This window comes from Sulfurimonas limnophila (genome assembly GCF_059705345.1).
Genome location: NZ_AP046127.1, coordinates 876,525 through 888,207, shown reverse-complemented (window position 1 = coordinate 888,207; position 11,683 = coordinate 876,525). Strand labels below are relative to the sequence as shown.

The 11,683-nt window shown below is 34.1% G+C and carries 15 protein-coding genes; 8 read left to right on the top strand and 7 right to left on the bottom strand.

The window, feature by feature from the left end; all coding sequences use genetic code 11:
* Position 1: 1 nt before the first annotated feature.
* Positions 2-1,123 carry a DegT/DnrJ/EryC1/StrS family aminotransferase gene (locus AC6H33_RS04685; protein WP_497605798.1) on the bottom strand — a complete coding sequence of 374 codons (1,122 nt, stop codon included), beginning with the start codon at positions 1,121-1,123 and terminating at the stop codon, positions 2-4.
* A gap of 10 nt (positions 1,124-1,133) precedes the next feature.
* A complete protein-coding gene (locus tag AC6H33_RS04680) occupies positions 1,134-1,940 on the bottom strand; it encodes an NAD+ synthase (RefSeq protein WP_497605797.1) in 807 nt (268 codons plus the stop codon).
* A 131-nt stretch (positions 1,941-2,071) separates the two neighbouring features.
* Here AC6H33_RS04680 and AC6H33_RS04675 point away from each other — a divergent pair, with 131 nt between their 5' ends.
* Positions 2,072-2,665: an MBL fold metallo-hydrolase gene (locus AC6H33_RS04675; protein ID WP_497605796.1), complete on the top strand. Its 594-nt coding sequence runs from the start codon at positions 2,072-2,074 to the stop codon at positions 2,663-2,665.
* A gap of 8 nt (positions 2,666-2,673) precedes the next feature.
* Here AC6H33_RS04675 and AC6H33_RS04670 read toward each other — a convergent pair whose 3' ends face one another.
* Together AC6H33_RS04670 and cmoB are read right to left on the bottom strand one after the other, a co-directional pair.
* Positions 2,674-3,168, bottom strand: coding sequence for a hotdog domain-containing protein (locus tag AC6H33_RS04670; RefSeq protein WP_497605795.1), 495 nt, complete (start codon positions 3,166-3,168; stop codon positions 2,674-2,676).
* Positions 3,165-4,055, bottom strand: coding sequence for a tRNA 5-methoxyuridine(34)/uridine 5-oxyacetic acid(34) synthase CmoB (gene cmoB, locus AC6H33_RS04665; protein ID WP_497605794.1), 891 nt, complete (start codon positions 4,053-4,055; stop codon positions 3,165-3,167). Before cmoB ends, AC6H33_RS04670 begins: the two co-directional genes overlap by 4 nt.
* 61 nt (positions 4,056-4,116) lie before the next feature.
* On the opposite strand from cmoB, the gene AC6H33_RS04660 reads away from it, so the two are divergent.
* Positions 4,117-5,010 carry a cation diffusion facilitator family transporter gene (locus tag AC6H33_RS04660; protein WP_497605793.1) on the top strand — a complete coding sequence of 298 codons (894 nt, stop codon included), beginning with the start codon at positions 4,117-4,119 and terminating at the stop codon, positions 5,008-5,010.
* A gap of 2 nt (positions 5,011-5,012) precedes the next feature.
* On the opposite strand, the gene rny is transcribed toward AC6H33_RS04660, so the two are convergent.
* Both rny and AC6H33_RS04650 read right to left on the bottom strand, forming a co-directional pair.
* Complete coding sequence (gene rny / locus AC6H33_RS04655) at positions 5,013-6,581, bottom strand: ribonuclease Y (RefSeq protein WP_497605792.1); 1,569 nt, start codon at positions 6,579-6,581, stop codon at positions 5,013-5,015.
* 1 nt (position 6,582) lies between these two features.
* Complete coding sequence (locus tag AC6H33_RS04650) at positions 6,583-7,158, bottom strand: 5-formyltetrahydrofolate cyclo-ligase (RefSeq protein ID WP_497605791.1); 576 nt, start codon at positions 7,156-7,158, stop codon at positions 6,583-6,585.
* A 64-nt stretch (positions 7,159-7,222) separates the two neighbouring features.
* Between AC6H33_RS04650 and AC6H33_RS04645 the strand changes: the two genes are divergently transcribed.
* The 6 genes from AC6H33_RS04645 (at position 7,223) to acpS (ending at position 11,451) form a co-directional block, all read left to right on the top strand.
* Positions 7,223-7,780: a TlpA family protein disulfide reductase gene (locus AC6H33_RS04645; RefSeq protein WP_497605790.1), complete on the top strand. Its 558-nt coding sequence runs from the start codon at positions 7,223-7,225 to the stop codon at positions 7,778-7,780.
* Between the two features lie 2 nt (positions 7,781-7,782).
* Complete coding sequence (ftsY, locus tag AC6H33_RS04640) at positions 7,783-8,661, top strand: signal recognition particle-docking protein FtsY (protein WP_497605789.1); 879 nt, start codon at positions 7,783-7,785, stop codon at positions 8,659-8,661.
* Between the two features lie 101 nt (positions 8,662-8,762).
* Positions 8,763-10,109, top strand: coding sequence for a DNA repair protein RadA (radA, locus tag AC6H33_RS04635; protein WP_497605788.1), 1,347 nt, complete (start codon positions 8,763-8,765; stop codon positions 10,107-10,109).
* A gap of 78 nt (positions 10,110-10,187) precedes the next feature.
* Positions 10,188-10,445 (top strand): hypothetical protein, encoded by a 258-nt coding sequence (locus tag AC6H33_RS04630; protein ID WP_497605787.1) that lies wholly within the window; start codon positions 10,188-10,190, stop codon positions 10,443-10,445.
* A gap of 67 nt (positions 10,446-10,512) precedes the next feature.
* Positions 10,513-11,085: a flagellar basal body-associated protein FliL gene (fliL, locus tag AC6H33_RS04625; protein ID WP_497605786.1), complete on the top strand. Its 573-nt coding sequence runs from the start codon at positions 10,513-10,515 to the stop codon at positions 11,083-11,085.
* Positions 11,086-11,451 carry a holo-ACP synthase gene (acpS, locus tag AC6H33_RS04620; protein WP_497605785.1) on the top strand — a complete coding sequence of 122 codons (366 nt, stop codon included), beginning with the start codon at positions 11,086-11,088 and terminating at the stop codon, positions 11,449-11,451.
* Here the strand turns inward: acpS and thiS are convergent.
* Positions 11,428-11,628, bottom strand: a complete 201-nt coding sequence (thiS, locus tag AC6H33_RS04615) for a sulfur carrier protein ThiS (protein ID WP_497605784.1) — start codon at positions 11,626-11,628, stop codon at positions 11,428-11,430. The two genes, acpS and thiS, sit on opposite strands and share 24 nt — an antisense overlap.
* Between the last annotated feature and the right edge of the window lie 55 nt (positions 11,629-11,683).

Below are 11,683 nucleotides of genomic sequence, written 5' to 3'. Positions count from 1 at the left end.
TTTATACTCTTGTTAGAGCAACAGCTTTTACTTTATCTATAACGTATTTAACCTCTTTATCATCCATACTTGCATATATAGGCAGAGACATTACTTGCTGATACGTTGTAAGTGCTACTGGAAAATTATTGACTTTTAAAGAGTACTTATGTTTGTAGTAAGATAAAAAATGAAGGGGAATATAGTGCAGACCAACCTCAACCCCATGTTTTTTTAACTCTAGAGCAAAAGAGTCTCTGTTTTTATCAACTTTAATGATGTAAAGAGAGTATGGATGCTCTTCATTTATAACTTTTGGTATAGAGATATGAGATACTCCATCAAGGGCTTTATTGTACATTTGAGCTATCTGATTGACTCTTTTGAGATTCTCATCTTGCTCTTGAACTTTTGCTCTTATATAAGCGGCATCAAGTTGGCTCATAGAGTAATCAAATCCTATATCTGTAACATCATAAATGTACTCTAATGAATCCTCATCTCTGCTCATAGCGTGTGAGCTAAGAAGTTTTGCACGTTCTATTATCTCTTGTGAGTTTGAAACAAGCATACCACCATTACAGACATCTTTTTTAAGATGAGAAGAGAAGTTAAAGCATGTTATATCTGCCCCTGTTGCTCCTACTCTTCTGCCCTTATACGTTGCTCCGAGTGCTTCACTTGCATCTTCTACGATTTTCACATCATAGATAGTTCCCATTGAGTAGAGTCTATCCAAATCACCACACTGTCCAGCCACATGCGTAACGATTACAGCTTTTAGTTTTTTGGCTCTGTTGTCCTCTAAATATGCTTCTAATTTATCAAGATTTATGTTGAATGTCTCTGGGTCAATATCTATAAAAACAGGTTCAGCATCAAAATGGCGAACAACTTCTGGAACTTTTGGATGTGCATTTACAGAACAAACAACCTTGTCTCCACGCTTCAAATCAAGCGCCAACATAGCTAAATGAAGTGCAGAGGTACCATGTGAAGTAGCAAGTGTATAATCGGCACCGATATATGCCTTAAACTCATCCTCAAGCTCTTCTACTTGGTCTATCTCTTCTCCATCTAAAACATCACTCACATTTGAATGGGCTTCTCTGCTACTCTCATATTTACAAAACGAAACTTTCATTGCATACTCCTTATAGTCTAATATCTCTTGGATAGTTAAAATCGTGATTTATAGTTCTAGATGTCAATTTAGCTATCAGTGGCATCTTTCTTTTAAAATGATTACGAAAAATTCTCTCTATTATCATATCGAGCATCTTTGAATCATATCCCATCTCTAAAATCTTCTCTCTGCTTAATCTATCTTCAACATATAGTTTAAGCACCTCATCTAGCTCTGCATACGTATAGCCCAAATCAGCCTCATCGCTCTGTCCAGCCCATAAATCTGCCGATGGAGCTTTTTTTATAATAGTCTCATTTATGCCCAAATAGCGCGCCAACTCATACACTTCACTTTTGTATAGATCACCAATAGGATTTAAAGCACTAGCCAAATCTCCATAAATGGTTCCATACCCCAACATTAACTCACTTTTATTGCTTGTTCCTAAAACCAAAGCACTATATTTTGCAGAGAAATCAAAGAGAGTGCTCATTCTAAGCCGTGCTGAGAGATTGCCTCTTCTTAAATTGTCCATATCTGGATTCATCTCTTCATAAGCCCTTAACATAGGCTCAATCGAACTAGTGATAGAACTAAGATTAAAAGCTAAAGAGAGTTCATCCGCATCATCAAGAGAGCTTTGTGACGAGTAGTGTGATGGCATCTTTACGCATAGCAAATTATCCCCAAAAACTTTTGATGCAAGCACTGCTACAACAGCCGAATCAATCCCACCACTAAGACCTAAAACAACATTTTTTATCCCAGTTTTGTGGACTTCATCATATAAGAAATATTGTAGATGCTCTGTTATGAGCTCGTACTTTTTCATCATTAACCTTTAAGGAACTTTAACAAATAAGATTATATCAAAGTTTGGTAAAGATGTGTAAAATATGATATATGAGGCTATATTTATACTTTTCAGGTTACAATTTTACAAAAAAGCGCAAAGAGCAAAGCATGAATATAAAAGTCAAACCAATGGGTGAGTATCAAACTAACTGCTATATAGTATCTATAAACGATATGGATTTTATTATAGACCCTGGTATAGGTGCAACAGAGTGGGTAATGCAAAATGTAACAAACCCCATAGCTATCTTAAATACTCACGGACATTTTGATCATGTTTGGAGCAATGCAGAGTTGCAAAAAAAGTTAAAAATTCCTCTATATACCCCTAAAGAGGACACTATGCTTCTCTCTGAGAGCTCTTGGATGCCATCTCTGCCTCCATCATATGCAGATGTTGAAGTAGAAGCAAATCAAGAGTTTGATTTTAATGGCGTAAGCGTTAAATTTCATCATTTTCCAGGGCACACACCTGGATGTTCAACTATTGAAATAGGAGATGCTATGTTTAGCGGAGATTTTATATTTGAGCGTTCTATTGGGCGTACAGACTTTCCATACTCTTCACCAGCGCAGATGAGAGAGTCACTAAGAGAGTTTAAAAAAATTCCTTACGATAAGACAATCTATCCAGGACATGGCGGAACTACGACTATAAAACAGGAGCAGTTGTATAGCGATTATTGGATAGCAAATCTATAAGGGATTTGTTACTCTTCATCATCATTTTCGCCATTTAGTTTAAGTTTTAAAACATGTCTCTCTGTAACAACTGTTTTAAATTCACCCTCAAAAACTTTTATCTCTAAAACATTGCCTATAACATGAACATTTCTTTTTCGTCCCTCTTTATGACGTACTTTTGCAGTAAAATTTACAATATCTCCAAACTTTACAGGAGATAAAAACTGGCACTCACTTGCAACCAAAACAACATTTCTCTCATTTACAGCAGCCATTGCTGCAAAATCAGCAGCACTAAAAATAAACCCGCCATGTATCAACCCCATAGAATCAGCAATCATATCATGAGTAGTTACAAGTTTTAGTTTTACAAATCCTATATCAAGTTTTTCTATCTCTCCACATAAATCCTGATTTGTATTTTCATGTGTTTTTAATAAAACATCATCTTTTTTATACCCATTTATCTCTAGCTCTTCATCCTCTTCTTGTATCTCTTCTTTATCTTTTAATATATTCATTTAATTTCCTTTTTCAATCTAACATATACTCTTGCTGGTGCAGGATACCCTTCTACTGTTTTGGTGTTATCATCTTTATCTAAAAAATTCTCCAAAGATTCACCCTCAATCCATGAAGTTTTTCTCTGCTCATTACTTGAAGTCAAAGAGGTTTCTAAAACTTCAAAAATAGTAAATCCAGCTCTTAGACACCAATTTTTTAGAGCACTAATCGTAGGTACAAAATAGATATTTGGTATCTTTGAATATGATGATGCAGGGGAGAGGCAAATCTCCTCTTCACCCTCGATATAAAAAGTATCAAGAATAACCTCGCCTTCCTTATCTAGCCCTTTATAAAGGGATTTCAACATTGATACAGGATCGCTTCTGTGATACAAAACACCCAAACAAAAGATAGTGTCAAACTTATCTTCATAAAACTCCAGATGTTCAACGCCCAAAAGTTCATAAACAATATCACTCTTAACAAAGTGGTTTATAAAATCAAACTGTGTTTTAAATAGTGGCGATGGGTCAAAACCGACAAGCAGTTTTGGTGCATCTTCTTGCATTCTAAAAAGATAATATCCATTGTTACATCCTATATCGGCAACTCTTTTATCTTTTAAATTAAAATGTTTTCTCAAAAGATTATATTTTATATTGCTTCTCCATTCAGAGTCTATATATGTGTCAAATATCTGAAATGGACCTTTTCTCCAAGGCATCATAAGCCTTGCAACATCTTCTATACTTTCTAAAGCTTCACTTCTTATGGTTACCACATCGCCCAATTCAACACTCCACGCGCCATTATTTAAGCGCTTTAGTGCCTCTCGAAGCGGAGCGATATTTTTCCACTCCATCCACTTTTGTCGTTCTTTTCTCAATTCATCTATGTTCATTTTAATCACTACAATATGTTAAATTTACTATAATTGTACCCTAAAATATATAGGAGCAAATATGAGAATAGAAAAGAAAGCCACCTTAATATCAACCTCAGTAGCAATGCTTCTTGTAGTGATGAAAATGAGTATAGGAATACTAAGTGGTTCAATCGCTGTTTTGGCATCTGCTATTGATTCTTTACTTGACTTAACTGTTTCTATCTTTAACTACTTCGCTCTTCATAATGCCGAAAAAGATCCTGATGATGATTTTAACTATGGACGCAGCAAAATAGAGCCTCTTGCAGCAGTTATTGAGGGGACTGTTATATCATTGTCTGCACTTTTCATACTATATGAGGCACTTGTTAAACTTGCACATCCAAGAGAAATGGAATTTGTAGGTGTGAGTATTACGGTTATGCTTGTATCTATAATAATTACTTCGTTTCTTGTTGTTTTTTTAAATAAAGTTGCTAAAAAAACAGGAAATATGGTTATAAAAGCTGACGCTCTTCACTACAAAACTGATATATTCTCAAATGGCGCTGTTTTATTGGCTCTTGGACTTGTATCAGTTACTTCTGAGCATATTATAGACCCGATTCTTGGGATAATAATTGGAATTTATATGATTTACTCAGCACTTCCAATCATAAAAGAAGGAATACTTATGCTTCTTGACGCAGCTCTTAGTGAAGAGGAAATAGAGAAGATTAAAGAAATTGTAGATAGTGATAAAACTGTCACAAACTATCATCATTTAAGAACAAGAGCATCTGGTTCACATATTTTTATATCAATTCATGTTGTCTTTAATGTAAGCATATCTCTATATGATGCACATCTTGTTTCAGATAAATTAGAAGACAAAATTAAAAAACTTTTTTCTGATAAAAAAGTCCATATACTTATGCATATGGACCCATATGACGATTCAGAGATTAATGATGCAGAAGATATTTATTAGAGCTATTTAGCAAATTCTACAGCTCTGCTCTCACGAATAACATTTACTTTTATCTCGCCAGGGTATTGAACTCCCTGTTCTATCTCAGTAGCTATCTCTTTAGCTAAGAGTATAGACTCATCATCATTTACAAGAGAGGCATTTACTATAACTCTAACCTCTCTGCCAGCATTTATAGCGTAGGCTTGTTTAACACCATTATGTTGTGATGCTATCTCCTCTATGGCTGTAACTCTTTTCAAGAAACTCTCTAAAACTTCACGTCTAGCACCAGGTCGCGCTGCTGAGAGAGCATCAGCTGCACAAACTGCACCACACTCAATAGAATTAATCTCTTCTTGACCATGATGAGCATATATAGCATTTATAACAACGCTATGCTCATTGTAGCGATTACAAATTTGTGCACCCAAATCAACGTGGCTGCCTTCATGTTCATGAGTGAGTGCTTTGCCTATATCATGCAGAAGTCCAGCTCTTTTTGCAAGTCTTGCATCTCCACCCATTTCAGAAGCCATTATTCCAGCTAAATGTGCAACTTCTAAAGTGTGAGCAAGAGCATTTTGTCCATAACTAGCACGATAACGGAGTTTGCCAATAAGCTTTATCAACTCTGGATGCATAACACCGATGTCAAGATTAATAATTATCTCTTCACCTTCATGTAGAGTATCAGTTTCAAACTCTTCACAAACTTTATTATATATCTCTTCTATGCGTGCTGGCTGTATTCGCCCATCTTGTATAAGGAGTTCTAGTGTTTTTGTAGCAATTGCTCTGCGATAAAGGTTAAAACTACTTACCAAAATAGCATTTGGAGTATCGTCTATTATTATGTCAACGCCAAGCAGTGTCTCAAGGGTTTTGATATTTCTTCCCTCTTTTCCAATAATTCGGCCTTTTAATTCATCATCATTAAGATGCACTGAATTTGTAAGGCGTTCTGCGGCAAATTCTCCTGCAAAACGGCTTGTAGCTTGTGCTAAAATATAATTTGCTCTTTTTTTAGCTTCTGTTTTAGCTTCATTTTCATATCGCCTTACAACATGCGCGATTTCAGCACGTGATTTCTCTTCTACTTTTTCAAGAAGCACTTTTGTTGCCTCTTCTTTTGTCATACCAGCACAATGCTCAATAGCGTTTAGTGCTTCATCAATCTGATCTTCATATCTTTTTTTTAGTAAACTTAAAGATTTTTCATTTCTTTTTAAATCAACTTGTCTAGCTTTTAAAGTAGAGACTTCATCTTGTAGTCGTCTCTCTTCATTTTGTTTATAACGTTTAAAAGTTTGCTCTTTTTTATTAACATCATCTTCTTTTAAATGGAGATCAGCTTTAGCTCTATCTTTTGCACTTTCATACAATTTTGTAGCTTCTTGCTCTATCTCTTGAGATTTAATGTTTGCTTTATAAAGAAGCATATGTGCTTCATTTTCAATAGCACCAGCTTGAGCTTTTGCTTTTTCAACATATATATCAAAATTAGCATTAGTTATTTTTTTAGAGATGTAAAACCCAACAAGTCCACTAATAACAGCTGCTGAGCTGCCACTAAGTATCTCGTTTAACATTTTATTTCCTCATGATTGTAGCAATATTTTTATTTTGTACTTTAATGTTTGGTGTAATTATCAAATCACATGCGATGTCATAATCATCACAAATTAACTCTTTTGTAAAGCAAAATTCTGACTGTATAAAAATTGTGTATGGTCTCTTTTTTAACTTTTCAAAGAAACGATCATACATTCCTTTTCCAAAACCGACTCTTTGTAAATTTCCATCTACACCAACAACTGGCACTATAGCTACGTCTATATTTTTAATGTCTCTTAAACTATTTCCCGCTTCATAAATACCAAATTTTTTCTTCTTCAGCGGTAACCTAAATGGTACCATCTTAAAACTTTCGCCTTGCATAAATGGAACAAAGATATTATATTTTCTTCTAATAAGTTTTATTATTTTTGCAGTATCCGCCTCAAATGGGAGCGATGTATAAAAAAGTATTTTTTTATTTTTAAATTTTTTAAGTTCTTTTATTAACTGATTACTTATTTTTTTATTTTTGTATAAACGATTATGCTTAGAACTGTTTTTAATCATCTCTAGACAATTTTGTCTAAAAGTTGCTTTTGTAAGAGCCATCTAAAATCTTTATGGATATAATTTCGCTAAATTCTACTCAAAAAACAGAAAACAAGGTAAGCAAATGTTTAAAAAATCGATTCTTATTCTATCTACAATCTCAATTCTTCTTTTTCAAGGCTGCTCTGAAGATAAAACTAAAAAAGACCCAAATACAATGATAGCTTCAAGCGAGTATGTTCTCACAGATACTAATAACAAAGAATATATCGTTAAAAAAATAGATAAAGGTTTTACACTTGTAGGAGCAGAAGACAAAATAGTGATATTTGATATTTTTGCTACTTGGTGTCCACCATGTCGTGGCGCTGCACAACACCTTAGTTCACTTCAAGAAAAATACAAAGATAATTTAATTATTATTGGTATAACAATTGAAGAAAATATTCAAAATGAAAAACTAGTAGAGTTTTCAAAAACATACAATGCAAACTATATTTTAGTAAATTCAGATCAAAACCGCCGCCTTAGTAACGCTATAGTAAAAGAGTTGGAACTCGGTGAGAGATTTCCTATCCCAACACTTGCAATGTACAAAGACACAAAACTAATAAACCACTATGTAGGCGCCACTGAAGAGGAATTTATAGATAGCGATATAAGAAATGCTTTAGGCAAATAGATATGTTTGGATTTATAAAAAAGTCTCTAAGTAAAACTGCTGAGGCGATAAAATCAGTAGTTCCAAAGAAAAAATTATCATTTTCAAAAGATGAGATAGAAGAAATTCTACTTGAAGCTGATGTTGAATACGCTCTTGTTGAGATAATAATCAATGAACTATATCAAAGTAAAATAACTCGTGAGATTCTACGCCCAAAACTCCTTGCTACTCTTGCTTACACTTCATATATAGAGCCTGAGTTCAACGCTCCTTTTGTTGAGCTTATTGTTGGAGTAAATGGTGCAGGAAAAACTACAACTATATCAAAACTTGCTCTTAGATACAAAAATGAGGGTAAAAAAGTCATGCTTGGAGCAGGAGATACTTTTCGTGCTGCTGCGATAGAGCAACTATCACTTTGGGCAAAAAAATTAGATATTCCGATAGTAGCTTCAAAGCAGGGTCACGATAGTTCTGCAGTAGCTTATGATGCTATCGACTCAGCGAAATCAAAAGGTTATGACCATGTCATAATTGATACAGCAGGACGACTTCACACTCAAACAAACTTAGCAAATGAACTAAAAAAAATTCATAGAATCTGCGACAAAGCTCATAGTGGGTCACCTCATAGAACAACTCTTATAATTGATGGAACACAAGGAAACTCTGCTATAGCCCAAGCAAAAGCGTTTAATGAGATGATAGGTGTTGATGGCATTATCATTACAAAGCTTGATGGAACAGCTAAAGGCGGAAGCGTCTTTAGCATAGCTTACGCACTAAATCTTCCTATTTTATATGTTGGAACAGGTGAGCAACCAGAAAATCTTACACCTTTTGATAAGTATGAATTTGTCGATGGACTTCTAGACGCTATTTTTGAAGAAGATATTTAAAAATCTCTCTATAATATAAAAGTATGACAATATGACATACTTTTATCTCTTTGCCTCACAATTTTATATAATACCCTCATAACTCGTTAAAGGCTAAAACTATGTCCAAAAAAAAGACTCTTTTTGAGTGTCAACATTGTGGATTGACAACTCCTAGATGGATGGGAAAGTGTACAAACTGTGGTGCTTGGGACTCATTTGTAGAACTAAACGAACATCAGCAAGATGTTGTAAAACAGACAAAATCAACCACTGCCTCATCCTCAAAAGCAATTAGTATAAATGAGATAAAAGAGGAGAAGATTTTTAGGTTTAGCTCCAAAAGTAAAGAACTAGATGGCGTACTAGGTGGTGGTGTTGTACCTGGTTCACTTACTCTAATTGGAGGCAGTCCAGGAGTTGGAAAGTCGACACTTCTTCTAAAAGTCGGTGGCGATATAGCTTCAAGCGGACAAAATGTACTTTATGTTACAGGAGAAGAGTCAACTTCACAGATAAAACTTCGCGCCAATCGTCTAAACTCAAACCAAGATACACTTTTTCTACTAAGCGAGATAAGGCTTGAACAAGTTTTAGTAGAGATTGAACACAGGGATTATAGTTTTATTATCATAGACTCTATTCAAACACTATACTCTGAAAACATCTCTTCTGCTCCAGGGTCTGTAACTCAAGTAAGACAAATTACATTTGAGCTAATGAGAATAGCAAAAGATAGAAATATAGCTATTTTTATCATCGGGCACATTACAAAAGAGGGTTCAATTGCTGGACCTAGAGTACTAGAGCATATGGTAGACACAGTTCTATATTTTGAGGGAGACTCTTCCCAAGAACTTCGTATTTTAAGAGGATTTAAAAATCGTTTTGGTCCAACAAGCGAGATAGGTGTTTTTGAGATGAGAAGCGATGGTTTAGTCTCAGCAACCGATATAGCATCAAGATTTTTCAATCGCAACTCAGAACAAGCAGGTTCTGCACTAACAGTCATTATGGAGGGTTCTCGCCCTATTATACTTGAAGTTCAAGCGCTAGTTTCAGAGTCTCACACATCCAATTCAAAGCGACAAGCAACTGGATTTGATACAAACAGATTAAACATGCTCCTAGCACTCCTAGAGAGAAAGTTAGAGATTCCGCTCTCTGGATATGATGTGTTTATAAATATAACTGGCGGTATAAAAATAACTGAAACCTCTGCAGACCTTGCGATACTTGCAGCCATAATTAGCAGTTTTCGCAATCGTGCAATATCAAAACAGACTGTATTTATCGGAGAAGTTTCTCTTGTTGGTGATGTAAGAGAAGTTTTTGGAATGGATACTAGACTAAAAGAGGCAAGTATGCAAAATATAACAAAAGCTTTAGTTTGTAAAAAACCATTGGAGAAAACAAATATAAAAACTTTTATAGTTGATGAAGTAACAAAACTATTGGAATGGTACTAATTTTGGCTACATTAAAATCTACTTTACACTATTAATAGTATAATTCCCAAATTTAATATCTCTAAAGGAAATCATAGTATGGATGCTCAAGTTAGAAGTGAAGAAAAATTTTCTAAAATATCAATATCATATGAAGGAAAAGAAGAAGGCGCACTAGTTTGCTCAACAATTGATAAAATAACCTCTAAATATACGATAAAACCTGAGTCATACACATGTAATGTTTCAAATAATAAAGATGTTGTTGTAATCGAATATCATGATGATATAGATCGTGATGCTGGGAAAATATTTGAAGAAATTATAAAAACTTTAAACATAAAGATATGTGACTAAGCTCTCTATGGATTTTTTAATAGTACAAATTTTGATATACTAACAAAACTAAACTCAAGGAAGAATTATGCCAAATAAAGAGACTGCTGAAGACACAGTTACAGAAGAAAAAAAATCAAAAAAATTATTAATTATAATAATTGTTGCTGTTTTAGTCCTAATTTTAGTTGCTGTTACTGCGGTTGTTATTCTTTTATCTGGTGATGATACAAAAGAACAGGCAGCTCAGCAAAATATAGAACAACAAGCAGAAAAACCACAGCAAAAAAGTAGTTCTAATGGCTCAAGCAGATCTAGAGAAGAATCTGATGATATGGGATCTAGAAAACTAAGCCAAATTGGAATACTATACCCTCTTGATGGTTTTACAGTTAATTTAAAAAGTGATGCTGGTCGTCGCTATCTTAAAGCAACAATATCACTTGAACTAAACGGTAAAGAGTTGAGTATGGAGCTAGACAGTAAATCTCCAGTTATTAGAGATAGAATTATTAGAATTTTGACTTCCAAAACACTAGAAGAGATATCTTCTAAAAAAGGGAAGCAAAAGGTATCTGAGCAGATTATGGATACACTAAATTCTATGATTAGCGATGGAAGTATAGAAGGAATCTACTTTACAGAATTTGTTATTCAGTAGATGATTGGTATAGACCTTATTAAAACATCTCGTATGAACCGCCTTATTGAGCGGTTTGGCGAAAAATCTCTTAATAAATTTTTATCTCCAACCGAAATTCAACTTATTAAAAATCATAAAACAGCTGCTGGGTTTTGGGCAGCAAAAGAAGCATGTTCAAAAGCACTTGGTGTCGGCATCGGTGCAGAGTGTGGATTTCATGATATCGTTATATCTAAATCTTCTCGTGGCGCACCAAATATTACACTATCAGAAAAAATAATTAAAAATTTTAATGTAAAAAGCATTAGCCTCTCTATTACACATGATGGAGAGTATGCAATAGCGGTTGTAGCTATCGAATCAACCACCACCAACAAAATCTAGCAATTCAATCTTATCCATATCACAAAGTTGATATGAATCCCAACTATTTTGTTTTACAATCTCCATATTTACAGCTGCTGCCATAACTTTATCTTTAAGACTCAATCTCTCTAAAAGTTTCTCTAAAGTTATTTTTTCTTCAAACTCTTTTGTTTCACCATTAATTATTAGTTTCATCTTATTCCTTTTTTTGCAATAATATCTTATTTTATTGAATATAGAATCAATTATA

Bases quoted from the DNA above. Each gene is read 5' to 3' on its own strand.
- AC6H33_RS04685 (WP_497605798.1), bottom strand. From the start codon at position 1,123: ATGAAAGTTTCGTTTTGTAAATATGAGAGTAGCAGAGAAGCCCATTCA.
- AC6H33_RS04680 (WP_497605797.1), bottom strand. From the start codon at position 1,940: ATGAAAAAGTACGAGCTCATAACAGAGCATCTACAATATTTCTTATAT.
- AC6H33_RS04675 (WP_497605796.1), top strand. From the start codon at position 2,072: ATGAATATAAAAGTCAAACCAATGGGTGAGTATCAAACTAACTGCTAT.
- AC6H33_RS04670 (WP_497605795.1), bottom strand. From the start codon at position 3,168: ATGAATATATTAAAAGATAAAGAAGAGATACAAGAAGAGGATGAAGAG.
- cmoB (WP_497605794.1), bottom strand. From the start codon at position 4,055: ATGAACATAGATGAATTGAGAAAAGAACGACAAAAGTGGATGGAGTGG.
- AC6H33_RS04660 (WP_497605793.1), top strand. From the start codon at position 4,117: ATGAGAATAGAAAAGAAAGCCACCTTAATATCAACCTCAGTAGCAATG.
- rny (WP_497605792.1), bottom strand. From the start codon at position 6,581: ATGTTAAACGAGATACTTAGTGGCAGCTCAGCAGCTGTTATTAGTGGA.
- AC6H33_RS04650 (WP_497605791.1), bottom strand. From the start codon at position 7,158: ATGGCTCTTACAAAAGCAACTTTTAGACAAAATTGTCTAGAGATGATT.
- AC6H33_RS04645 (WP_497605790.1), top strand. From the start codon at position 7,223: ATGTTTAAAAAATCGATTCTTATTCTATCTACAATCTCAATTCTTCTT.
- ftsY (WP_497605789.1), top strand. From the start codon at position 7,783: ATGTTTGGATTTATAAAAAAGTCTCTAAGTAAAACTGCTGAGGCGATA.
- radA (WP_497605788.1), top strand. From the start codon at position 8,763: ATGTCCAAAAAAAAGACTCTTTTTGAGTGTCAACATTGTGGATTGACA.
- AC6H33_RS04630 (WP_497605787.1), top strand. From the start codon at position 10,188: ATGGATGCTCAAGTTAGAAGTGAAGAAAAATTTTCTAAAATATCAATA.
- fliL (WP_497605786.1), top strand. From the start codon at position 10,513: ATGCCAAATAAAGAGACTGCTGAAGACACAGTTACAGAAGAAAAAAAA.
- acpS (WP_497605785.1), top strand. From the start codon at position 11,086: ATGATTGGTATAGACCTTATTAAAACATCTCGTATGAACCGCCTTATT.
- thiS (WP_497605784.1), bottom strand. From the start codon at position 11,628: ATGAAACTAATAATTAATGGTGAAACAAAAGAGTTTGAAGAAAAAATA.